The organism is Ureibacillus massiliensis 4400831 = CIP 108448 = CCUG 49529 (genome assembly GCF_000772965.1).
In the GTDB taxonomy this organism is placed as follows: domain Bacteria; phylum Bacillota; class Bacilli; order Bacillales_A; family Planococcaceae; genus Ureibacillus; species Ureibacillus massiliensis.
Map to the genome: position 1 here is coordinate 16,494 of NZ_JPVQ01000015.1, position 23,394 is coordinate 39,887.

23 protein-coding genes are annotated in these 23,394 nt (G+C 34.9%); 2 read left to right on the plus strand and 21 right to left on the minus strand.

Features of this window, described 5'->3' with window-relative positions; all coding sequences use genetic code 11:
• The first annotated feature begins 77 nt into the window (after positions 1-77).
• Together CD30_RS09640 and CD30_RS09645 are read left to right on the plus strand one after the other, a co-directional pair.
• Entirely contained in the window at positions 78-1,466 is a 1,389-nt protein-coding gene (locus tag CD30_RS09640) for a glycine--tRNA ligase (protein WP_036175958.1), read from the plus strand.
• Positions 1,467-1,652: 186 nt separating this feature from the next.
• Positions 1,653-2,135: a hypothetical protein gene (locus CD30_RS09645; RefSeq protein WP_036175961.1), complete on the plus strand. Its 483-nt coding sequence runs from the start codon at positions 1,653-1,655 to the stop codon at positions 2,133-2,135.
• Positions 2,136-2,154: 19 nt separating this feature from the next.
• On the opposite strand, the gene recO is transcribed toward CD30_RS09645, so the two are convergent.
• The 21 genes from recO to CD30_RS09750 form a co-directional block, all read right to left on the minus strand.
• Entirely contained in the window at positions 2,155-2,934 is a 780-nt protein-coding gene (gene recO / locus CD30_RS09650; protein WP_036176144.1) for a DNA repair protein RecO, read from the minus strand.
• An 83-nt stretch (positions 2,935-3,017) separates the two neighbouring features.
• Positions 3,018-3,941 (minus strand): NAD(P)H-dependent flavin oxidoreductase, encoded by a 924-nt coding sequence (locus tag CD30_RS09655; RefSeq protein WP_328286133.1) that lies wholly within the window; start codon positions 3,939-3,941, stop codon positions 3,018-3,020.
• A 220-nt stretch (positions 3,942-4,161) separates the two neighbouring features.
• Complete coding sequence (locus tag CD30_RS09660; RefSeq protein WP_036175967.1) at positions 4,162-5,319, minus strand: iron-containing alcohol dehydrogenase; 1,158 nt, start codon at positions 5,317-5,319, stop codon at positions 4,162-4,164.
• A 19-nt stretch (positions 5,320-5,338) separates the two neighbouring features.
• The gene (locus CD30_RS09665) at positions 5,339-6,781 is read right to left on the minus strand and encodes an aldehyde dehydrogenase family protein (RefSeq protein WP_036175970.1); all 1,443 of its coding nucleotides are present in this window, start codon (positions 6,779-6,781) and stop codon (positions 5,339-5,341) included.
• Between the two features lie 23 nt (positions 6,782-6,804).
• Positions 6,805-7,509 (minus strand): ABC transporter ATP-binding protein, encoded by a 705-nt coding sequence (locus CD30_RS09670; RefSeq protein ID WP_170933652.1) that lies wholly within the window; start codon positions 7,507-7,509, stop codon positions 6,805-6,807.
• Complete coding sequence (locus tag CD30_RS09675) at positions 7,493-8,224, minus strand: ABC transporter ATP-binding protein (RefSeq protein WP_036175975.1); 732 nt, start codon at positions 8,222-8,224, stop codon at positions 7,493-7,495. The genes CD30_RS09670 and CD30_RS09675 overlap by 17 nt, the downstream gene beginning before the upstream one ends.
• A gap of 11 nt (positions 8,225-8,235) precedes the next feature.
• A complete protein-coding gene (locus tag CD30_RS09680; protein ID WP_036175978.1) occupies positions 8,236-9,234 on the minus strand; it encodes a branched-chain amino acid ABC transporter permease in 999 nt (332 codons plus the stop codon).
• A gap of 12 nt (positions 9,235-9,246) precedes the next feature.
• Positions 9,247-10,122, minus strand: coding sequence for a branched-chain amino acid ABC transporter permease (locus tag CD30_RS09685; protein ID WP_036175981.1), 876 nt, complete (start codon positions 10,120-10,122; stop codon positions 9,247-9,249).
• Between the two features lie 144 nt (positions 10,123-10,266).
• A complete protein-coding gene (locus CD30_RS09690) occupies positions 10,267-11,526 on the minus strand; it encodes an ABC transporter substrate-binding protein (protein WP_036175984.1) in 1,260 nt (419 codons plus the stop codon).
• Between the two features lie 266 nt (positions 11,527-11,792).
• On the minus strand, positions 11,793-12,773 hold the full coding sequence (locus CD30_RS09695; protein WP_036175987.1) for a LacI family DNA-binding transcriptional regulator: 981 nt from the start codon (positions 12,771-12,773) through the stop codon (positions 11,793-11,795).
• 622 nt (positions 12,774-13,395) lie between these two features.
• The gene (gene era, locus CD30_RS09700) at positions 13,396-14,313 is read right to left on the minus strand and encodes a GTPase Era (protein WP_036175990.1); all 918 of its coding nucleotides are present in this window, start codon (positions 14,311-14,313) and stop codon (positions 13,396-13,398) included.
• Positions 14,288-14,713 carry a cytidine deaminase gene (locus CD30_RS09705; protein WP_036175994.1) on the minus strand — a complete coding sequence of 142 codons (426 nt, stop codon included), beginning with the start codon at positions 14,711-14,713 and terminating at the stop codon, positions 14,288-14,290. Before CD30_RS09705 ends, era begins: the two co-directional genes overlap by 26 nt.
• Before the next feature lie 37 nt (positions 14,714-14,750).
• Entirely contained in the window at positions 14,751-15,107 is a 357-nt protein-coding gene (locus CD30_RS09710; RefSeq protein ID WP_036175997.1) for a diacylglycerol kinase family protein, read from the minus strand.
• Positions 15,108-15,581: an rRNA maturation RNase YbeY gene (gene ybeY / locus CD30_RS09715; protein WP_036176000.1), complete on the minus strand. Its 474-nt coding sequence runs from the start codon at positions 15,579-15,581 to the stop codon at positions 15,108-15,110. It lies immediately after the preceding gene.
• 22 nt (positions 15,582-15,603) lie between these two features.
• On the minus strand, positions 15,604-17,754 hold the full coding sequence (locus CD30_RS09720) for an HD family phosphohydrolase (protein ID WP_036176003.1): 2,151 nt from the start codon (positions 17,752-17,754) through the stop codon (positions 15,604-15,606).
• A gap of 233 nt (positions 17,755-17,987) precedes the next feature.
• On the minus strand, positions 17,988-18,944 hold the full coding sequence (locus tag CD30_RS09725) for a PhoH family protein (RefSeq protein WP_036176006.1): 957 nt from the start codon (positions 18,942-18,944) through the stop codon (positions 17,988-17,990).
• A gap of 4 nt (positions 18,945-18,948) precedes the next feature.
• A complete protein-coding gene (locus tag CD30_RS09730; protein WP_036176009.1) occupies positions 18,949-20,070 on the minus strand; it encodes a sporulation protein YqfD in 1,122 nt (373 codons plus the stop codon).
• The gene (locus CD30_RS09735; RefSeq protein WP_036176012.1) at positions 20,060-20,308 is read right to left on the minus strand and encodes a hypothetical protein; all 249 of its coding nucleotides are present in this window, start codon (positions 20,306-20,308) and stop codon (positions 20,060-20,062) included. The genes CD30_RS09730 and CD30_RS09735 overlap by 11 nt, the downstream gene beginning before the upstream one ends.
• 67 nt (positions 20,309-20,375) lie before the next feature.
• Entirely contained in the window at positions 20,376-20,906 is a 531-nt protein-coding gene (locus CD30_RS09740) for a hypothetical protein (protein ID WP_036176015.1), read from the minus strand.
• A gap of 39 nt (positions 20,907-20,945) precedes the next feature.
• Positions 20,946-21,950, minus strand: a complete 1,005-nt coding sequence (gene floA / locus CD30_RS09745; protein ID WP_036176018.1) for a flotillin-like protein FloA — start codon at positions 21,948-21,950, stop codon at positions 20,946-20,948.
• 1 nt (position 21,951) lies between these two features.
• Entirely contained in the window at positions 21,952-23,268 is a 1,317-nt protein-coding gene (locus CD30_RS09750; protein WP_036176021.1) for an NfeD family protein, read from the minus strand.
• Positions 23,269-23,394 lie beyond the last annotated feature (126 nt).

Below are 23,394 nucleotides of genomic sequence, written 5' to 3' on the forward strand. Positions count from 1 at the left end.
ACTCGTCCCTGGGCATAAGCTATTGTGCCCGGAGACGGGTGCTTTTATTTTATTATATTTTTAGGAGGATTATCACAATGGCTAATAAATCAATGGAAACAATTGTCGCATTAGCAAAACACAGAGGATTCGTATTCCCTGGCTCAGAAATTTATGGAGGCTTAGCAAACACTTGGGATTACGGCCCACTTGGCGTTGAGTTAAAAAACAATGTAAAAAAAGCTTGGTGGCAAAAATTCGTACAGGAATCACAATATAATGTAGGCTTAGATGCAGCTATTCTAATGAACCCTCGTGCATGGGTTGCATCAGGTCACGTTGGAAACTTTAATGATCCAATGATTGACTGTAAATCATGTAAAGCAAGACATCGTGCAGATAAACTAATTGAAGAAGCATCTTTAGAGAAAACAGGAAAAGAAATCGTTGTAGATGGTATGAGCTTTGATCAAATGAAAGCGAAAATGGAAGAGTTGGAAGTTACTTGTCCTGATTGTGGGAAAAACGATTTCACTGATATCCGCCAGTTCAACCTAATGTTTAAAACATTCCAAGGTGTTACTGAAACATCTACAAACGAAATTTATTTACGACCAGAAACAGCACAGGGTATTTTCGTAAACTTTAAAAACGTACAACGCTCAATGCGTAAACGTGTACCTTTTGGTATTGCACAAATCGGAAAATCTTTCCGTAACGAAATTACACCAGGTAACTTCACTTTCCGTACTCGTGAATTCGAACAAATGGAACTTGAATTTTTCTGTAAACCAGGTGAAGATCTTGAATGGCAAAGCTATTGGAAAGAATTTTGTAAAAACTGGTTATTAAATTTAAATATGAAGGAAGATAGTATTCGTCTGCGAGATCATGGTCAAGAGGAATTATCACATTACTCTAATGCAACAACAGATATCGAATTCCGATTCCCATTTGGTTGGGGCGAGCTTTGGGGAATTGCCGATCGTACAGATTATGATTTAAAACAACATGCTGAGCATTCCGGTGAAGATTTCACTTACATTGATCCTATATCAAATGAACGTTATGTACCTTATTGTATCGAACCATCATTAGGTGCTGACCGTGTAACCTTAGCATTTTTATGTGATGCTTATGATGAAGAAGAATTAGAAGGCGGAGATGTACGCACAGTATTGCGCTTCCACCCTGCCCTTGCTCCATTCAAAGCAGCTGTTCTTCCATTATCAAAAAAATTATCAGATGAAGCTGGTGAAGTTTGGACTGAATTACGTAAAGCTTTCCCTGTTGACTTTGATGAATCTCAATCAATCGGTAAACGTTATCGTCGTCAAGATGAAATCGGAACACCATTCTGTATCACATATGACTTTGATTCAAAAGAAGACGGTCAAGTAACAGTTCGTCACCGTGATTCCATGGATCAAATCCGCATGCCTATTACAGAAGTAAAAGCGTATATTGAAAAGCATTTACAATTCTAGTATTACTACGAAAGATGTCTCACGCAATGAGGCATCTTTCTTTTTATATTTGCATGTCAATTTCATTGGGAGATACTTATTACCTTATAGCTTTCTCCAATCATATTTATAAATTCCATAATGATAAATTTTTCCCATTTGTTTATACTATTTATAAAGGGGAGTATGATATCAGGGGGGATTTGTATGTTTTTCCAAATGAAACAACATCATAATGAAAGCGTTAACAATGAAGATTTATATTCGCAGCTACAATTTATTGTTTCAACAATGCTTAAAAATGAAATACCATCACATTTCACCGCGCATCATCTGCTTTACACTGCTAATTCTCGACTTGAAGAATTGCGACAACTAACCTCTTATCACCGACAACATATTAATTTGAATACTTCGATAGGTACCTTTCATAAGGATGCCTATGAAATAACGACAAAAAACTACCATCAATTTGAACTGATTATTGATTCTTATATTTCATTAAATATTGAAAATGATCGTGATCTCATCAATCACCGCCTATCCTTATTAGATGATAAAATCAATACGCTATATATAGAATTAATTGAATATAAAAAACATGAAATTTTACACCCATTAAAGGAAACGTTTTGGCACGCATATAAGGAAGATTTAATGCCCATTTTAGCTGAACTAAGAGGAGGTTAGCAATTCGCTAACCTCCTTTTCAATCTGTAGATTCATTTTTATTCCTTGGTAGTAATTCAGGTGTTCTTTCGAGCTGATCAATGAAAGATCTTGATTTTAATCGCATTCCAGTCTGTTCTTCGTATATTGTAGTGACAATATTTTTAATAAATCTTTTCGTATCTCGTTTCAAATCTAATTTTCCTACTTGATCAATCGACACCATATAAAACATTCGAATGAGTTTTAATTGCTTTGGAGAAAGTCGAATAATATATGGGTCCAAATGAAAGCACCTGTGACATAAAAATCCACCTTGAGAAAATGAAAATGCAAATTCACCATCAACCGAACCACAAGATGCACATGCATGTAATATTGGTTGTACACCTGTATAGGGAAGCATTTTCCAATCGACAAATAAAGTAATCGCTTCTGGGTCATAACCTTCCTCGATTGCCGTTAATGCCTGAAGTAATACTTCAAATGCATAAGGTTCGGATTTCCCCTCTTCGACAAGTCGATCGATTAATTCCACAATATAACTTGCATAGGCTGTCGCAATAATATCTGTTTGAACATGACGCATTGAGTTAATATGTTCCCCCTGCTGCAATGTCCCCATTCCGCTTGTCCTTTGACAGACAAACATTCCATGCATAAAAGTTTGAGTAATGCCAGCTAATCGACTCGTTGGTTTTTTTGCTCCTCTTGCCATAACAGCCACTTTACCAGCTTCTCTTGTCAATAGAGTCACAATTTTATTCGATTCCCCGTAAGAACGAGATTTTAATACAATTCCTTCCCACTTATGTAACACTACCGCACTTCCTTCAATAATCATTTCATCTATTATACAATAGAAAAATACAACTCGACCATTAAAGGCCGAGTTGCGGGACATTAAATATTATACGAATGTTGTATTTTTAATTTTGCCTCTTCATATTCATCCCTTAATTGCTTTACTACATCTGAGACATTTTCAATTGATTTAATCGTTGTAACACCATGACCTGCTGACCAAGCATCACGCCATGCTTTCACTTCAGACATACTTGAAAAATCGATGGCCTCTTTTGACTTCAAATTATTCAAATCGATATTATTTTTTAAAAGACTTGGAATTAAAAAATTCGCATGAACACCACTAATAGCATCTGTATAAACAATATCTTCAATAGAGGAATCTACTAGCATTTGCTTATAATCTTCAAATGCAGCACTTTCTTTTGTTGCAATAAATTTTGTCCCCATATAGGCAAAATCAGCACCCATTATTTCGGTTGCAAGTATATCTTTCCCGCTTGAGATACTACCAGCTAAAATAATATAGCCCTTCCAAAACTCACGAACCGCGTCTACAAAAGCAAAAGGATTTAATTGACCTGCATGCCCTCCTGCACCTGCTGCAACTAAAATCAAACCATCAACATTAGCTTCTGCCGCTTTTTTCGCATGTTTAACAGTTGCAACGTCTGAAAAAACAAGTCCTCCATAACTATGGACTACTTCCGTTACTACTCCTGGATGACCAAGAGATGCAATGACAATTGGTGGCTGATATTTTTTTATTAATGCTAAATCTGAATCATGACGCTTATTTGTTTTATGAGCAATAAAATTTACCGCCCATGGCTCTGTTGGTAAAGCTTCTTTTAATTGTTTTAACATTTCTTCGCATTCTTCCGCTGTTCTTGCATTTAACATTGGAATTGATCCCACTACCCCACTCTTACTCGATGCAATAACCATATCAACACTAGACACAAGAAACATAGGCGCTACTATAACCGGAATTGATAATTTATCTAACAAAATCGACACCCCATCCCATTTCGTTCTTAACCATTATTTCTACTTTAGTTAATCATTTTCCTCTTATAAACCAAAATATGTTAACCAGAATTTTACTGACTTTCAGGTATTTTTTCTTTAAAAAGTTCCTTCTTAATTTACTCCATAAAAAAGCCAAACTCAGATTTTTTCGAGTTTGGCTGTATTCTGTATATCATTATTATTAGATTATAAAAGTTGCTACAACTCACTACCCAAGCGCGTTGTAATAAATTTGTTCGATATCGTTTACTGATAATTTACGAGGATTGTTAGATAATAGTCGTTCAATTTTACTTGCTTCTTCAGCCATTTTTGGAACATCCTCTTTCGTCACACCAAATACACTCATAGATGTTGGAATTCCAATATCCTTCACAAATTGTTTTAAATATGATACAAATTCGTCTGCAATTTCTCTTTTCGAAAGATTATCCGTTTGCAATTCTAATGCTTCAGCGATTTCTACGAAAGCATCTAAATCACTAATTACGTTATATTCCATTACATACGGTAGTAATACTGAATTCGATACACCATGAGGTACTTTAAATTTACCGCCCAACGGATAAGCTAAAGCATGCACTGCCCCAACTCCCGCATTAGCGAGGGAAATTCCAGCTAGTAAACTACCATTGGACATATCAGCACGGGCTACACGATCTTTACCATTATGAACCGCTTTACGTAGTGATTTGTTAATTAATTTTATCGCTTGTAATGCAATAGCTTTATTTAATTCATCCGTGCGTAAAGATGTATAGGATTCAATTGCATGCACTAAAGCATCCATTCCAGTTGCCGCAGTTACTGATGGAGGCATTGTGTATGTTAGTTCAGGATCTACTATAGATAATTGTGGAAGCAAATATGGACTTACAATCCCCTTTTTTACATGATCCTTTTCATCAGTGAATATCGCATTCCAAGTCACTTCTGAGCCAGTACCTGAAGTTGTTGGTGTTAAGAAGAAAGGCAACCCTTTTTCAGGCACTAAATTTGTTCCTACAACGCTTCTTAAATCTAGCTCGTATTTTGCTAAAATTGATAAAATTTTTGCAGAATCAAGAACGCTTCCTCCACCAATTCCAATAATTAAATCATAGTTTTTCTCACGAATTTCCGAACCAATTCTTTCTAACAATTCAAAAGGTGGTTCTGGAATAATGGATTGATTTATATCATAGGTAATGTTTTCATTTGTTAAATAATCAAAAACATGATTGATTATTTTATTTTCAACTAAAAATGCATCTGCTACTACTAACACATGATTCGCATCGTATTTCTTTGCCTCTTTTCCAATATTTGCAATTGAACCTTCACCCATCATTAACAAATCAGGAGAACGATATAATGTAATTCCCATAACAGCACCCTCTTAATTTTTAATATTTAACCCCTATAAATTTTGTCTGTAACATGTCTTGGATTGCATAAGCAATTCCTTCTTTACCTACCCCACTTTGTTTAACACCGCCATAAGGATAGTTATCTTGTCGATAAGTTGAAATTTCGTTTATCCAAACACCACCAGTTTCTAACTGGTCTGCAAAGGAAATTGCTCGGTTTATATTTGTTGTAAATACACTTGCTTGTAATCCATATAACGAATCATTCGCAAGCTTTAATGCCTCTTCATCCGTCTCAAATGGAATAATCGAAACAACTGGTGCAAAGATTTCATTGCATACTACATTCATTGAAGCTGTTACATTTGTTAAAACGGTAGGTTGTAAAAGTCCATCAACAATTTCGCCACCAGCAACAATACTAGCTCCTTGCTCTACCGCTTCATCTACCCAACTTTTCGCCTTCAAGCAGGATTCTTTTGTAATTTGACTTGCAACATCTGTTTCCTCTAGTAATGGATTCCCAACCTTTAATTGTTTTGTATAATGAACAAAGTGTTGTTGGAATTCTTCAAAAATTTCTTTTTGGACATAAATTCGTTGAACAGATATACAAACCTGACCTGCATTGACAAATGAGCCTTTGACTAAAGATTTAGCAGATTCTTCAATATCGGCATCATTCAATACAATATTTGGTGAATTTGAGCCAAGTTCTAACGTAACCTTCTTCAACCCTGCCATCTCGTAAATAGATTTACCAACAGCGTAGCTACCTGTAAAGGATACCTTTGATACTTTCTCACTTTTCACTAATGGAGGCACAACATGAATGCCTTCTCCCATAACAATTTGAAGTGCCCCATCTGGTAAACCTGCTTCTTTAAAAATTTCGTATAAATAAACACTTGATAAAGGTGTTTTTTCAGCTGGCTTCAAAATTACTGTATTACCTGCTGCAATGGCAGGTCCAATTTTGTGCAATGCCAAATTTACCGGAAAGTTAAACGGTGTAATGGCAAGGACTACACCTAGTGGATACTTTTTCACAATTCCTAATCTGTTTTCTCCACCAATTGCTGCATCCATTGGAATGGATTCACCTTGAATTCTCTTCGCTTCTTCTGCTGAAAATTCAAGTACTTGAATAGCCCTCCCCACTTCACCAAAAGCATCCTTTATTGGCTTTCCGACCTCTAAAGTTAAAATCTCTGCTAATGCTGCTTTACGTTGTTCCATTATTTCAGCAGCTTTTCGTAAAATTTTACTTCTCTTATAAGCAGGCATATGTTTGAATTCGTTGTGGAATGTTTGATGCGCTCCTTCAATTGCGTCTTCGATATCCTGTTCAAGGGCAAAATCAATCGTTCCTACTAATTGTTGGTTATAAGGAAACCGAACTTCGTGAACTTGTCGGCCGTTGCCTTTACGAATTTCACCATTGATAATTGAGCCGGTTTCAAGTCTAAATAAGTCCATTTTGTTCACCATCCTTTTAAAGATTACATACCTAAAAATGCCTTTTTAACATGATCATTATTGAGTAATTCTTGACCTGTACCTGATAACGAAATGTGACCGTTTTCTAGAACATAACTTCGATCTGCAATACTTAAAGTTTGCTTTACATTTTGTTCTACTAGCATGACTGTAACGCCTTGGCGATTGATATCTTTAATTAATTGAAATAATTCCTTCACTAATAATGGAGAAAGTCCTAAGGATGGTTCATCAAACATTAACAATTTTGGCTGTGACATCAGTGCACGACCTATGGCAACCATTTGTTGCTCACCACCAGATAAAGTTTTGGAAACTTGATTTCTACGATCATATAAACGAGGTAGAAGTTGATAAACGTATTCTAAAGTTTCTTTTCGCTTCTCTTTTGCTTTTGTATGACTTGAACCTAAAAGTAAATTTTCTTCTACTGACATTAAAGAAAATAGCTTACGACCTTCAGGTACCTGTACTATTCCTAGAGGTACACGGTCATGGGCAGATATTTTTGTAATATCTTCACCTAGAAACTCAATTTTTCCGTTTGTCACATTCCGCATTCCTGATACGGCATTAATGAAGGTCGTTTTCCCAGCACCATTGGATCCAACAATACTTAATATTTCACCCTCGTTTACCACAATAGATACATCTGCCAATGCTTGCATCCCACCGTAATGTACACTTAAATTAGCTACTTTCAGCATCGTCATCATCTCCTAAATATGCTGTAATAACATTTGGATCTTGGGTTACCTCTTCTGGTGTCCCCCTAGAGATTTCAGTACCGTAGCTTATTACAAGTACGTATTCGCATAGTGCCATTACAGCTCTCATTACATGTTCAATCATTAAAATAGTAATCCCTGAATCTCGTAATTCCTTGATTAGTAGAATCGCTTCATCAACTTCACTCGGAGTTAAGCCTGCTAACACTTCATCTAATAATAAAAGCTTCGGTTTCGTCGCGAGTGCCTTTGCTATTTCTAGCCTTTTTCGATCTACAATTGTTAAATTTTTTGCTAAAAAATCTCTTTTACTTTCTAGCCCTACTTGTTTTACAACTTGTTCAGCGATTTCAAACGCTTCTTTACGGTTATTCGTTCTTGCAAATGCACCTACAGCAACGTTATATAAAACCGTTTTATTACCAAAAGGCTTTACAATTTGAAACGTACGACCAATACCTTCTAAGCACAATTTATGAGGAGGTAATCCTGTGATGTCTTTTCCATTAAAAATGACGTTTCCAGAATCAGGCTTTATATATCCGGATATTTGATTGAATAGTGTGGATTTCCCAGCTCCGTTAGGTCCTATGATTCCATAAATCTGCCCTTCTTGTACTTGAAGATTAATATCTTTACTTACAACCAGACCTCCAAACTTCTTATTAAGGTCCTTTACCTCAAGTAAGTACATACTATCCCCCCCTAAACCTTCAATTTCTTATCAAACAGTTTGCTACATATTTGGTGATACTTCTCTTGGATAGGAGCAGTAATACCTTTTGGGAAGAATAAAATCACAAACAGTACGATTGCACCGTAAATAACTAAATGTGTTCCAGAAGGTAAATCTGTAAACGTTACTCGTGTTACTTCTGCAATAGTCGTTAAAATAATACCGCCGACAAATGGACCATACACAGTAGCGATTCCTCCGACAATTGCTAAAAACACCATTTGATTTGAAAAATCCGGACCAGCTAAAAAGTGTGGCTCTAAGTAACGGAAGTATTGCGCATAAAACGTTCCACCAATTGCAGTAAAGAAGCCTGAGATACCAGCAGCCATCAGTTTTGTTTTTGCTACATTAATTCCTAATGCTTTTGCAGCTTCCTCATCTTCTCGTAAAGCCGTTAAGTAAAATCCAAGTTTTGAACGGTCAATCAACCAAGAGATAAATAAAATCAATATACTAAATCCTAGAATGATATAATAATATGGAACTTTAGACATAAATTGGAAATCTAAGAATGTTGCTTCCCTTAAAAAAGTTACGTTTAGACCTTCTGCTCCCCCAATGTTAATAGGTCCTATATTTTTCACAGTTAAAAGAATAATCATCAGTCCACTTGAAAAGGCAATCGTTGCAATAGCATAATATGCCCCTCTTAAGCGTGATGTAGGAATACCGATTAAAACTGCAATAAAACCAGCAATAACTCCACCTAATATCATGCCAATCCAAGGAGAAATTCCAAATTGACTAAATAAAATTGTTGAAGTATACGCTCCGATCGCTAAAAAAGCAGAATGTCCAAAGGATAATTGTCCTGCAAATCCACCTACAATATTCCAACAAGATGCTAGATAACTATAAAGTAAAATTAATATTAACGTATTTAAATAGTAAGTATTCGTAACAAACAGCGGTAATACTGCAGCTAATATTAAAAAGACGATTAATGGAACTATATTTCTTTTCATTTTTTCACTCCCTTACCAGTCATGTGGTGATCCAAATAATCCTGACGGTTTAATAAATAAGAAAATTAAAAACCCATAAAATACGATCATTGGTGAAAGAGTATATGGAACAAATAAAGATGAAACAGATTCTACTATTCCTATTAATAAACCTGCGATTATTGCTCCCGGAATACTACCTAATCCACCAAGCACAACTGTTACGAATGCCATTGTTCCGAAAGTAGTTCCGATAGTTGGATGTAAATTATAAAATGGTACAATGGCAACTGCTGCTGTACCAAGTAGAGCTGTTCCCACACCAAATGCTATGTTAAAGGTTTTTTCAACATTGATCCCCATCAACTTTGCCGCATTACGGTCCTGACCAACCGCTCTTACTTTTCGTCCAATTTCTGTTTTATGTAGGAAGATGTAAAACAGAATTGTCACGATGAAACATAATATAAATGCATATAGTTTTGGTAGCGTGATAATAATAGAACCTACTTCAATGGATTCTGAAGAGAAGCCTGTGATAACAGTTTTGTAATCAGTTCCAAATAAACCTAATCCACCATTTTCTAAAATGATTGCTAACGCCGCTGTTAATAATAATGCGCCTATTGGTTCACGTGTATCTGCTTCCTTTTTTAATACATATTGGATTAAAAACTTATTTACAATATAGCCGAATAAAAACATGACAGGCACAACGATGATTAATGATACATACGGATGTAAGTTTAAACCGACAATTACGTAATAGCTTATATACATTGCAAGCATTAAAAATGCTCCATGTGCAAAGTTGATTACTTTCATAATGCCGAAAATAAGTGTTAGTCCTAACGCTATTAATCCGTAAATGGAACCCATTAATATACCTTGCACAATTGCAGATAACATAAGTTGTTACCCCCTTTACAATCTTTTTAAAAAGGGGCTATTCCATAAGTTTTGTATTTACTTATGGTTGCCCCCTACTTAGTCAATGTTCAACAAAAATCGAATTTCTTTCTAAAATCAATTCCTATGAAACTATTAATTTTTTTATTTTGGTTGGTATGGGTAGACAAGCTCTGCCCCTTCACGAGCATCTGCAAATGGATACACTGTTACACGTTGCATTTCCCCATCAACCTCTTGGAACTGAACAATAACTAAACCAGGATCCGGTAGTGTTCCAGTTTCATCAAAGTGAATTTCTGAAGCATACATTTGTGTTGGACCCTCTGTAATACTTGTAGATGCAAATGCTTCACGCAATGCTTCGGATTCTGTCGTTCCAGCACGTTCTAATGCATCTGCAATTGTGTAAATTGCCACATATTCTTTTACCATTTCACCATTCATATCGTGGCCATATTTTTCTTTAAATTTATTATTAACCTCAGGAGAAAACGGACGGTTAACATCTGATTCCCAAGCAGCAACATCAAAGAAGTTCAGTGCATTCGTTCCTACATTCTTTAAATATTCCGCATCCGCATAGCCACCTGAAGTACCGATAAATGCTTTAGGTGTTACCTTTTGTTGAACAAATGCATTTGTAAGAAGTGTTGCATCTTTTAAATAAGAAACCATTAATACAACATCAGGATTTACATTTTTTACTTTCGTTGCAACTGGTGTTAAATCAGCTGCATTTCCGTCATAGCCTTCAGCAAGTACGATTTCAAATCCATTTGCTGGAAGTTCTTCTTTCCAAGTATCTGCTACACCAGTACCCCAAGCTGTATTTTCGTATAGAACAGCTACTGTTTTAATTGGTTCAATTTTATTTAAGTCTTTTAAGAAAGCTATCTGTGCTGCAACACGCATCGTTGAAGTATCCGCTAAACGGAATACATATTTAAAGCCTCGTTCTGTAATAGAATCTTCAGATGGAACTGGAGCAATCCATATTTTACCGTTACGTTCTGCAACTTCTGAAGCTGGTAATGTAACCCCTGATTGCCATGCCCCGTTTAACAAAACGATTTCAGGATCTGATAATAAACGCTCTGCCTCAGAAACACCTGTTGGCGGATCTCCTTGACTATCTGCATAAACGATTTCTAATTTTTTACCCCCTAAAGCTTTAATTCCCCCTGCTTCATTAATCTCTTCAACGGCCATGTCTATAGCCTTTTTACTGTTCTCCCCTAGCTGAGCTGATGCACCTGAAAGCGGTAAAATAGTACCGATTTTAATTGTGTCACCTTCTGAGCTCGTTTCAGTATCTGTGCTTGAATCACTTGAAGAATTACCACAAGCAGACAACATGATTACCGCAGCTATGACAAACAAAAGCCAAGATAATTTCCTCATTTTTACATCCCCCTAATAATTGTAAAATTTGATTTATGTACAATTTCAAAATTGGATTTTGAAAATGTCACCTAAACTATAAATCTTGTAAAACCCTTACAATTAAATGAAACCCCTTACATTATAATGAATACGTAAACATTTTAATTTAAAAAAATAAGGCTGATTGAAGAATACCAGTAAAAGTGAAATGAATACGTAAACATTTCGCTGTAATACTGATATTACATCATCTTCCATAAATCTTGTCAATACTTTTTAAAAAATTATGTTGTCTTTCTCTCGTAAAGTTGTACTGGCGCTGTTATTTGAACCTTATCTGTTTTTTTCTCGATTAAGTCAAATAGCTTTTCAATAGCCACTCTTCCTAGATTATAAGATTCACTAGGTCCAACTGTTGAAAGCTGCACATATCCCAAGCTTGATAAATCCACATTATCTATTCCAATAATCGCTACTTCTTCAGGTACTTTTACATTAAGCTTCCCGTATAAATCGAGCAATAGTAATGCAATCGCGTCTGTCGATGCCGCAATGGCTGTTATTTTCTTTTCTCTACTAATAATTTTTTTAAAAACACTTTTAATCGTGTTTGGATCGGTATCAATAATAAACATATTTTCTTTTTTCATCGGATAATTATATGTTTTTAAGGCGCGTTCATAACCTTTATAACGGTCATGAAATGTACTTTTATCTAACTGCCCACTTATCCAAACAATTTCTTTATGGCCTTTTTGAATTAAATGTTCTGTTAGTAAAAAGCCTGCCATTTCATTATCTATTTCGACAAAATTACATTCTTTACTGTGACGTCGGTTGAAGAAAATAATTGGTATATCCAAACACTTCATTTGTTCATAGATTGGATCATCCATTAATATTGATGACATGATAATGCCGTCCACCTTATTTTTAAAAATATAACGATTTGTTATATCTTCTTTGTCATCATTGGAAAAATGAACAATTACTTGGTAATCTTTTTCATTCGCATAATCAACAATAGCACTAGTTGTATCCACAAAAAATGGATTATATAGAGGGCCTGAAATTAAAGCAATCGTTTTCGTTTGCTTACTTACAAGAGATCTTGCAACTGGATCCGGGTGATAGTTTAATTCTTTAATCGCCTTCATTACTTTTTCAACCGTCTTTGGGCGTACTAATTCTGGAGAATTCAACACTCTAGATACGGTTGTTTGGCTAACATTTGCTAATTTTGCAACATCTTTAGATGATACCATGTTTTACCTCCTTTCATTCTTTTGATAAATACAAAGATATTAGAAAAAATTATTTTTTTCAAGGGAAAAAATAAAATGATATCATTTTTAGATTATTCATTGTTTAATAATGCTAATTAAATATCATGACATTAACCTTTTGCAACTTTACTTTTAATTTTCCTTTAAACTATTTTAAACAATACATTCAATTATAATAAAATAATATTTACCTTTGATGCTGTGAAAAGATAAATGATTTTTAGTATTGAAATTGAATTTCATTATTTTACAATTAGAATCTTTAAATTCCTTTAAAAAACTAAACCTATCCTGAAAACAAATCTCAGGAAAGCACTTACTTCCTAGCAATTTTATCTCATATTTTTTCCTAAACAATGTTTTACTTATTACTGATATCATCTAAATAAACTAGTTTAAAATAAAAATAAAATTATTCTTTTATAAAATGATTTCGTATTAAAATAGTATTAAAATCTCTATTTATTTTCTATCGACTAAATTTTAAGTTATATAGAAATAATTAATTACCAAATAAATGGTACTATCGAATTATTTTCATCAAATATCATCTCAACTAAAAAAAGCACCCAATAACTGGGTGCAATTTAATGAATCTCTTTTAATACTCGTCTTCACGATAGCCGAAATCACGTAGCTGTGTTTGCTTATTTCGCCAATCCTTTTGTACTTTTACCCATAGTTCTAAGAAAACTTTTGAACCTAAAAGCATTTCGATATCCTTCCGCGCTTGTGTTCCAACTTCTTTTAGCAATGCCCCACGTTTCCCAATGACAATTCCTTTTTGAGAATCTCGTTCCACCATAATTGTTGCTTGAACGCGAATCATATTTTCATTTTCTTCATCACGTTTGATTTTATCAATGACGACAGCTATTGAATGCGGAATTTCCTCGCGTGTTAAATGCAGAATTTTTTCACGAATTAACTCAGAAATAATAAAACGCTCTGGGTGATCAGTTACTTGATCTGCTGGATAATATTGAGGACCCTCAGGTAAATATTTCTCGATCATTTCTAAAAGAGTATCAACATTATTTCCTTCTAGAGCTGAAATAGGGATAATTTCTTTAAAAGGAAATTTATCTTTAAATGAATTGATAAAGACGAGTAGCTCATCTGGATGTACTTGATCAATTTTATTGATTACTAAAAACACTGGTGTTGAATTTCCTTCGAGCATCTCAAGGATAAATTCGTCACCTTTTCCTAGTTCTTCTTCAGCGTTAACCATAAACATCACAATATCTACTTCACGCAATGTATTTTTTGTTACTTTGAACATAAATTCGCCTAGCTTATGTTTTGGCTTATGAACACCCGGTGTATCAATAAATACCATTTGGCTTGCGCTTCTTGTTAAAACGCCTTGAATTTTATTACGAGTTGTTTGTGGCTTGTCTGACATAATAGCAATTTTTTGACCAATTACACGGTTTAAAAAAGTAGATTTCCCTACATTAGGTCGACCTATGATTGATATAAATCCTGATTTAAAGCTTTGATTTTCCTGTTGCATAATCTATGTCCTCCGGTGAAAAGGCGAATGGTATAAGTTCGCCTACTGTTGTTTGTTGTGTATCTCCCTTAAGGTTTGTTAAGTATACTGGCATGTTCGCATCACAAAATTCACTCATCACTTGTCTACATGCACCACATGGAGCACATGGGCCATCTGTATCGGCTACTACTGCGATTGCTTTAAATTTTGTTACACCTTCGGATACAGCTTTAAAAAAGGCTGTTCGCTCCGCACAGTTAGTCATACTATAGCCAGCGTTTTCTATATTACATCCTAAATATACTTTGCCATCTTCCGCTAATAGTGCAGCCCCTACAGCAAACTTTGAATAAGGAACATAAGCTTTTTCTCGCGCAATTTTTGATTGTTCTATTAATGTGTTCATATCAACTGTCATTTGGAATTCAACTCTCCTCTCTAATTCTCAATTACATCTATCCATTAAACCATTTTGGGACAAATATGAGCAGTCCTACAATTACACTTGTAATAGCAAAAATGAGAACTGCTCCTGCAGCAATATCCTTAGCTTGTTTTGCTAAAGGATGTATTTTGGGTGATGCAAGATCAACTACGCTCTCAATAGCACTATTAATCATTTCAGCACCAATTACTAATGATATAACAATAATAATGATTAACCATTCAAGTAAGGATAGTCCTGTTAATAATCCGGCAATAATTACGATTAGCATACTGCCTACATGGATTTTCATATTTTGTTGTTTAAGGGCACTGAATATTCCTTGAAATGCGTACCCAAATGATTTAATTAATCTTTGAAAATTCATTTAATCACGACCTAGACCGAATGAAGATAATATCTCATCTTGTTTACCAAACATTACTTTCTCATCTTCTGGTGTCATGTGGTCATAACCTAACAAATGAAGAAAACCATGAACTGCTAAAAAGCCTAGTTCTCTTTCAAAGGAATGGCCATATTCCTCAGCCTGTTCCTTCGTCCGGTCTACGGAGATGATAATATCACCTAATACACGCGGAATATCTTCTCCAACTATTTCAACTTCCCCTTCACCCAATTCTTCCAAAGCGAAAGAAATGACGTCTGTTGGTTGATCTTTATCACGATAATTACGGTTTATTTCGTGAATTGCTTCGTTAGTAACAAATGTAACCGATACTTCTGTACCTTCATGAACATTTTCTACTGTTGCTGTATGTTGAAGTAATTTTTCAACTAAATCAATATGCTTTTCTTTTACTTCGTTTGTTTCATCTAAAAAATCTATATTGATACTCATGGTTTCCTCCAAAATATTGACATTATTCATCTTTTGGATATTCAATTCGAGAATGGAATATCCCATTTAATGTCTCACACAATACTTCCTCTATAATTTTTAGTTCCTTAATTGATACATCACATTCATCAAATTGATTTTCTTGAACACGACTTTGAATAATTGAGTGAACAAGATTCCGCACTTTTTCAGCATTTGGATTTTTCATCGAACGAACGGCAGCTTCCACACTATCCGCGATACTAATAACGGCAGCTTCTTTCGTTTGAGGCTTCGGTCCAGGATAAGAAAATAATGCTTCATCGACTTCTTTTCCTTCTTCTTTTGCTTTATGAACAAAGAATTTTAATGTACTTGTCCCATGATGCTGTAAGGCAATATCGATAATTTCTTTCGGCATTTTATGTCGTCTTAATAGTTCTGCACCATCTGTTGTATGGGCAAGGATGATTTCAGCACTTCTTTCAGGTGGCAATGAATCATGAGGATTTATGCCTGACATTTGGTTTTCAATAAAGAATGCCGGTCTCCTTGTTTTCCCTACATCATGGTAATAACAACCAACACGAGCGAGCAATCCATCAGCATCTATAGCTTCACAAGCTGCTTCTGCTAAATTAGCTACCATAACACTATGATGATAAGTACCCGGTGTTTCCGTTAATATTTTTTTCAAAAGCGGATGGTTTGGATTAGATAATTCGATTAGTTTCATTGTCGACAATAATCCAAAAGCTGATTCAAAGAACGGTAATAATCCCATTGTTAAAGCACCAGAAAGTAAACCTGATACCGTAGCTGCTATGGCGTAAAATAACAATTCCAGAAGTCCGTAATCTGTTTGAATCATTAATAAATAGAAGGCGATAAAAGCAACATTGATAATTGCCACAACACCACATGCTTTTAAAAGATCTGATCTTTTTTCAATACTTCTCATAAAGTAAATACTTGCAAATCCACCAAATATAATATAAAGCGCTATATCCATTTGTAATACGGCAGCATATCCTTCATGGAATATAATCCCCGCTGACGTTGCGATTAAGATCGTTACTAAGCTTGCTACTCTTTCATCCGATAAAAGTCGAACAAGCATTGTTGCTAATGCTGTTGGATACAGGAATGCAATTTTTACATCAAATTCATCAACAAGTAGACTCATTAGTTCCATTAATATAATTGAAAGTGAGTAAACAATTGAAGTCACAAGGACAGCATTTCGTTTTTTTGTTACTTCCATTTTCAAACGATCAAATAATATATATAAAAAGGTCATTTGAGTGGCGATCAAAATCAGTAGGCCAATAATCGGGTTAATAGATGAATGGTTATTTAGCATTCCAAGTAACTCAAGCTGACGATAGACTTCTCGATCAACTAAGTTACCCTCTTGAACAATGATTTGACCTTGTAAAATTCTAGTTGGTTCAACAGAATCGCGGGCTTGTTTAATTAGTTCATCTGTCTTTGCTTGATCTAGAAATTCTGTTTCAACGATTGCTGCTCGTCCAACAATAATAACTGCATTTAATATGGAATGATTAATTTGAGTATTTTGTCGCAGCTCATTTTCAAGCTCATTTCTTGCAGTATTAAGTTGTTCTTTTCTTATTGGATTTGATAGCTTTGATTTTACTAGCGATTGAACTGTATTACTTGCATTCTGGATATCCGAAGTTTCCGCAGTCAATAAAGACCATAAATGATCATCTGAAAAAGTTAATAATGACTGACTTTCAGTTATTTCATTTAACTTCTCTCTCAGTTGTTCAATTTGTTCCTGTTTAGAAGGAATACGAACTACGTTTTCCGCTTCCTCTGATTCAACGATAACTTGACTTTTCTTTTCAATTTCGTCCCTTACATCAAAAACAATTTCAAATATAGAAGAAACAAGTTCAACGCGATGCTCCGCAGTTTCTTCATTAAAATAATAAACAGGTTCAACAGCCTTTTCAGCTTCATTACGCTCTTGCTCTGTTTTAAATGTATCTTCAACTGTTTTAGCAGACCTGATCGTATCTGGTGCTAATTCAAAGGTTTCAATATCATATGTAACACCACGCACATTTTCAAACATTAGAAAAAATTGCAATATACCAGTTATGATTAAGACAATTATTAAAAAAAGATTAAAGTTTATAAACTTTAGATTATTTTTATAGTGCATATATTAACGCACCCCCAATAGTATATATATACTAGTTTACCAATATATCATAATAATTTCATTGTTTGTAATAAAACTTATTTTATTTGTAACATGAAAAGTACAACTCGACCTAAATTAGGTCGAGTTGATGTACATCTGTGTAGGAAATTCCATATTTTTATTATATCTAAAGTATAAGCTTCTACTTAACACTAATTTTTCGCTTTAGGTCAATTCACATTAATCTTATTTTATAATTCCTGCTCTGTATAAGCCTGAATAATTTTAGCCACTAATGGGTGACGAACTACATCGCCCGCCTCTAACACTTGAAAATGTATGTCTTTTACATATTTTAATGTTCTTTCAGCAACGATTAAGCCTGATTCCGTATTTTTCGGTAGGTCAATTTGTGATTTATCTCCCGTTATAACCATTTTTGAACCAAAGCCCAAACGAGTTAAGAACATTTTCATTTGAGCATGGGTTGTATTTTGTGCCTCGTCTAATATGACAAACGCATCGTCTAATGTTCGCCCTCTCATATAAGCTAAAGGTGCAATTTCAATCGTGCCACGTTCAAGTAAACGCTGAGTTTGTTCTGCCCCATATATATCATGTAAAGCGTCGTAAAGTGGACGCAAGTATGGATCTACTTTTTCTTTTAAATCTCCAGGTAAGAATCCTAAAGATTCACCTGCTTCAACAGCTGGTCGAGTTAGAATTATTCTTTTTACATGCCCATTTTTTAAGCTTTGAGTAGCCATTACGACTGCTAAATATGTTTTCCCTGTTCCAGCGGGACCAATTCCAAAAACAAGGTCTTGATGACGAATCGCTTTTATGTATTCGCGTTGACCAATTGTTTTTGCTCGAATTGGTGTTCCTTTATAGTTTCGTGCAATTTCTTCTTCATATAATTCTGCAAAATATTCAATCGTCCCTTTGTTCACCATTTCTATTGCCGTCGCAACATCCCGAGAATCAATATTAATCCCTTTTCTAATTACTTTGAGAAGTGCTTGTAATAATTCAGTAGCATGTTTTTTTCGTTCTGCTTCACCAGTGATTTGAATAACTTCTCCGCGTGTAATAATTTGAACTTGAAATGTTTCTTCAATTAATTTAATATTTGCGTCCTTCATTCCAAGTAGCATAACTGCTTCATTTGGGTTTTCCACTTGTAGTACTGATAATTGTTCTGACATTAAATCAATCTCCTTGACGAATAGGGTATGGTTTTGCAATGTTTTCATTTACCAAAAATAGGACTTTCCCTTTAACTTTATCACCATCGAAGGTGACGTGCAAAATGTTTTCTTTTTTTATGATTGTTTTTGGTGGCAAAGATTTTAATATTTTTTCGTGCAAGAGTGGCAAAATAAACGATTCGATTTGGTCTTCTGAAATCTCTTGCGTTGATGTAATGAACTCTTGAGTCTCTTTGATTTCGACAAAGCTTGAAAGCCATCCCGGTAAACTGACTTCTCGAAACGATTGTTCCTGCTCCTTCTCATCATTTATTTTAAAATTGATTGTCCATTTCCTTTCTGTTGCAGAAACAAATTGGACTTTTTTAGGTATAGTGAATTCCGTTTCCAGCCAGTAATCTGCATATACTTCCCCAACAGCTCCGACGGCAACGGACTTATCACCCACAGTAATCACTCCTGAAACTAACGTATCACCTTCATAAACCGTCGTATTAGGTAATACTCGCCGTTCCCCACTCGATAAAACGAAATGTGTAATGACACCGCTTTTAGTAGCCACTAAATGATTCAGTTGATCAGGTTTTTCGTCCTTATTATCAGTAATTGGTGCGAGTTGCGGTACAATGGTTACCTTGCTACCCTTTTTAAAAATATGCACCCATGAAAGATCTCTTACTTCTTCCATGATCGTTTGTCTAATTTCAAAGTCAGACTCTACATTATTTTTGAGTACAGGACTATCAAGTGACAGTTTCTCTTTAATCACATTTTCCACAGCCACTCTTAGTTCGGGTGTTTCAGCATCTACTTGCACTTCCCATATAAATTGGGAAGAAACAATTGGAATAATTACTAATAGTAACAGTCCAACGAAAGTCCAAATTTCCTTTTGGAAAATCCTCGATGACTGTAAGTATCTAATTTTAAGCTTTAATCGATATTTTTTCCTAACAGCACGTAATGTTTTTATATCTTTTCTTGTAATCTCAAACTTAACCTCAGTATTTGTAATAACCAGATTTTTTATCTTTACGTTTTTTTGATGAAGTTGTGAGATAAATGAATGAACTTTATCATTTTTCGTAATTTTTATTTCAACAGGACGATTATCAAGTTTCATGATGATCCCCCTGTTTCTTCATTTCAATACTTTGCAAATCTTCTACATGTATTATTAATTCTTCCACTTTCAACACATCAATATGTACTTTTTCTGCTTTTACGTTTATATAAAATTGTTCATATGTAAAAGCACAGTGGCGTTCTGAGGCTTCTAAAAATTTATATTTTCCAATAAATTTTAATTGTTCACAATTTGATATTTCCATTAAAGGTTCTGTTTGGAATAATTTTTTCAAATAAAAACGCCCCCCTTTCGCAAAATTATATGCAATACGATAGGGGGACATGATTTAAATCATAAAGTTATCTTTGTTTAGCTTTTGGAGGGCCAATAATTTCTGACGTAATGATAGCCTGAACCAATGCCTTTCTTGTCTTTGGTACAAAGGATCCAATTTCAGTTTGTTTAATAGGATCTTTTTTCATCTTAATTAATTCTGATTCTTTACCTCTTAAAGATCTTGTCACATCCAATGTAGGTCTAGTTTCTCTTACATTTGGAGAAGGAGGCACTAAATCTCTTGAATCTGAACGAACCTGTTCAACTTTTGGTTGTTCAAAAGTTTGAATCGTTCTACCATTAGTTTCTTGAGGTTCATTTTTATTATTAAGCTGATCAAAAATGTCTCTTGCAAAATCTTCTAACGACATGGCAGTTGGAATTGGCTTCTTTTTCTCCTCAAAGCGCTTATCATTAAAATCATCAAATTCCATCGGTGATGGGTTTGGTTTGTTATTGAAAGGTGGCATTTGCTTGTCGTTTTTGTTTTTATTTTTATTTGAAAACAAAGAACCTAAGACAGCAAATATTATCATTAAAATTATACCTTCCATGCAGTACGAACACTCCCTTCAGAAGGTGTGTAACTCACATTATTTTTCAGGTGTATCTGGTTTTTCATTTGTTACTTTCGCGATTGAATCACGCATAGAAGTGTCCGCTTGGATATTTTTATAGTTCATATAATCCATAATCCCGAAGTTTCCTGAACGTAATGCTTCTGCCATTGCCATTGGAACCTCTGCTTCTGCTTCTACTACTTTCGCCTTCATTTCTTGTACTTTCGCAACCATTTCTTGTTCTTGTGCTACAGCCATCGCACGACGCTCTTCAGCTTTAGCCTGTGCAATATTTTTGTCAGCTTGCGCTTGTTCGATTTGTAATTCAGCACCAATGTTTTTACCTATATCAACATCCGCAATATCAATGGATAAGATTTCAAAGGCAGTACCTGAATCTAGTCCTTTTGCTAATACCGTTTGAGAAATTAAATCTGGATTTTCTAATACTTTAGAATGACTTTCACTTGAACCGATTGTCGAAACAATACCTTCACCTACACGAGCGATGATTGTATCTTCACCAGCACCACCGACTAAACGGTCTAAATTTGCACGTACTGTAATACGTGCTTTTGCTTTTACTTCAATACCATTCATAGCTACACCCGCGATAAAAGGTGTTTCAATCACTTTTGGATTAACGGACATTTGTACAGCCTCTAAAACATCTCGACCAGCTAAATCGATTGCTGCGCATCTTTCAAAGGATAATTCGATATTTGCTCTTTGTGATGCAATTAGTGCATTTACAACTCGGTCTACGTTTCCTCCTGCTAAATAGTGGGATTCTAATTGGTTAATTGATACACCTAACCCTGCTTTATGTGCTTTAATTAATGGATTAACGATACGTGAAGGAATAACACGACGTAATCTCATCCCAATTAATGTAAAAATACTTACTCTAACCCCAGCAGCAAGGGCGCTAATCCACAGTGCAACTGGAACTAACGTTAAGAACACTGATAAGATAATAATGGCAAGAACAGCTATAATAATAAAACTGATTAATGCTCCATCTTCAAAAATTCCCATTTTATTTCATCTCCTCTTTTATTTCTCTCACGACAATGCGTGAACCTTCTACCTTAATAATTTCTACTTTCTTATTTAAATTGATGTAACTACCCTCTGAAACAGCATCGATTCTTTCATTATCGACTAGAATAGTACCTGCAGGACGTAAAGGAGTTAAGGTTTCTCCCATCTTCCCAATTAGATCTAGTCGATTTTCATTCGATACATAGCCTTCTTCAGTAGTAGTTGCATCTCTTAAAACAAGCTTGTTAAAGAAGTGTAACCTTTTTCCAAGGAACTTCATCATAACCACCATTCCTATCACAGCAATAATTATTGCAATTAAAATTGAATATGCCATATGGACAACACTTTCCCCTGCAAACAATAAGCTAATAATGACGAGAGCTCCACCAATAAGACCAACAATACCGCCTGGAACAAAGAACTCTGCTAGCAGCAATGCAAAACCAATTATAAATAAGATGATTGACTCATAGCCTGCAAATCCAGCGACGGTATGCCCAAAGAAGAATAATGCTAACGATGTGATACCTACTGTTCCTGGTAAGCCAAATCCAGGTGAAAACAACTCTATTGCTAATCCTACGCTTGCTATTGTTAATAATAAAGTTACAACAACAGGATTCGTGATAAATCTTGCAACTTCTTCTGCAATAGTTGGTTTTACTTCGACGATTTCACTATTTATTAGTCCTTCTATAGCTAAAATCTCATCTAAATTTTGCACCGTGCCTTCTGAATACTTTACTTTTATTGCTTCCTCAGCAGATAAAGTTAATAGACTACCCTCTGGCGCCCGATATTCAGGGAAATTTTGCGAAGGATCGGCCATTGCTAGTGCAATTTCTGGGTTTCGATTGGAACTTTCTGCTGCGGCTTGCATTTGAGCTTTCCATGCACTATCTGCCTTTGCTTCTGCAGCATTTCCTTCACCATCGATTATTTGTGCTGCGCCAATGGTTCCATTTGGCACCATATATATTCTATCTGCATGTAAGGCTAAGTATGCCCCCGCAGAAAGTGCATGTGAATTAATAAAGGCAATAATATCTGGGTCTGTTTCATCCATTAATTTTGCAATATCATAAGCTGCATCAACGTAACCACCTGGTGTATGTATTTCCAGTATTATTGCTTCAGCACCATTTTCAGTAGCTTCATCAAATGCACGATCTAAAAAAGCGTATAATCCTTTTTCAACTTGATTTTCTAAAGGAATATGGTAAACCTTCTCATTTGCAAAAGCTTGAACACTTGGGAAAATAAATAACAAAGCAAATGATAATAAAACAATCCAATTAAATCGCTTCATAGTCTAAATTCACTCCTCCTTTCCCAATACTTATATTATGTATACGGTTACGGTTATCTAAAGGTTTCAAATATTTCTATGATTTTATTTTACACTACATAATGATGTATGAAAGTCATCTGTTTG

What these genes read in the sequence shown, in the direction of transcription:
- CD30_RS09640 (WP_036175958.1), top strand. Translation starts at nt 78, where the DNA reads ATGGCTAATAAATCAATGGAAACAATTGTCGCATTAGCAAAACACAGA.
- CD30_RS09645 (WP_036175961.1), top strand. Translation starts at nt 1,653, where the DNA reads ATGTTTTTCCAAATGAAACAACATCATAATGAAAGCGTTAACAATGAA.
- CD30_RS09660 (WP_036175967.1), bottom strand. Translation starts at nt 5,319, where the DNA reads ATGGGAATTACATTATATCGTTCTCCTGATTTGTTAATGATGGGTGAA.
- CD30_RS09665 (WP_036175970.1), bottom strand. Translation starts at nt 6,781, where the DNA reads ATGGACTTATTTAGACTTGAAACCGGCTCAATTATCAATGGTGAAATT.
- CD30_RS09670 (WP_170933652.1), bottom strand. Translation starts at nt 7,509, where the DNA reads ATGCTGAAAGTAGCTAATTTAAGTGTACATTACGGTGGGATGCAAGCA.
- CD30_RS09675 (WP_036175975.1), bottom strand. Translation starts at nt 8,224, where the DNA reads ATGTACTTACTTGAGGTAAAGGACCTTAATAAGAAGTTTGGAGGTCTG.
- CD30_RS09680 (WP_036175978.1), bottom strand. Translation starts at nt 9,234, where the DNA reads ATGAAAAGAAATATAGTTCCATTAATCGTCTTTTTAATATTAGCTGCA.
- CD30_RS09685 (WP_036175981.1), bottom strand. Translation starts at nt 10,122, where the DNA reads ATGTTATCTGCAATTGTGCAAGGTATATTAATGGGTTCCATTTACGGA.
- CD30_RS09690 (WP_036175984.1), bottom strand. Translation starts at nt 11,526, where the DNA reads ATGAGGAAATTATCTTGGCTTTTGTTTGTCATAGCTGCGGTAATCATG.
- CD30_RS09695 (WP_036175987.1), bottom strand. Translation starts at nt 12,773, where the DNA reads ATGGTATCATCTAAAGATGTTGCAAAATTAGCAAATGTTAGCCAAACA.
- era (WP_036175990.1), bottom strand. Translation starts at nt 14,313, where the DNA reads ATGCAACAGGAAAATCAAAGCTTTAAATCAGGATTTATATCAATCATA.
- CD30_RS09705 (WP_036175994.1), bottom strand. Translation starts at nt 14,713, where the DNA reads ATGACAGTTGATATGAACACATTAATAGAACAATCAAAAATTGCGCGA.
- CD30_RS09710 (WP_036175997.1), bottom strand. Translation starts at nt 15,107, where the DNA reads ATGAATTTTCAAAGATTAATTAAATCATTTGGGTACGCATTTCAAGGA.
- ybeY (WP_036176000.1), bottom strand. Translation starts at nt 15,581, where the DNA reads ATGAGTATCAATATAGATTTTTTAGATGAAACAAACGAAGTAAAAGAA.
- CD30_RS09720 (WP_036176003.1), bottom strand. Translation starts at nt 17,754, where the DNA reads ATGCACTATAAAAATAATCTAAAGTTTATAAACTTTAATCTTTTTTTA.
- CD30_RS09725 (WP_036176006.1), bottom strand. Translation starts at nt 18,944, where the DNA reads ATGTCAGAACAATTATCAGTACTACAAGTGGAAAACCCAAATGAAGCA.
- CD30_RS09730 (WP_036176009.1), bottom strand. Translation starts at nt 20,070, where the DNA reads ATGAAACTTGATAATCGTCCTGTTGAAATAAAAATTACGAAAAATGAT.
- CD30_RS09740 (WP_036176015.1), bottom strand. Translation starts at nt 20,906, where the DNA reads ATGGAAGGTATAATTTTAATGATAATATTTGCTGTCTTAGGTTCTTTG.
- floA (WP_036176018.1), bottom strand. Translation starts at nt 21,950, where the DNA reads ATGGGAATTTTTGAAGATGGAGCATTAATCAGTTTTATTATTATAGCT.
- CD30_RS09750 (WP_036176021.1), bottom strand. Translation starts at nt 23,268, where the DNA reads ATGAAGCGATTTAATTGGATTGTTTTATTATCATTTGCTTTGTTATTT.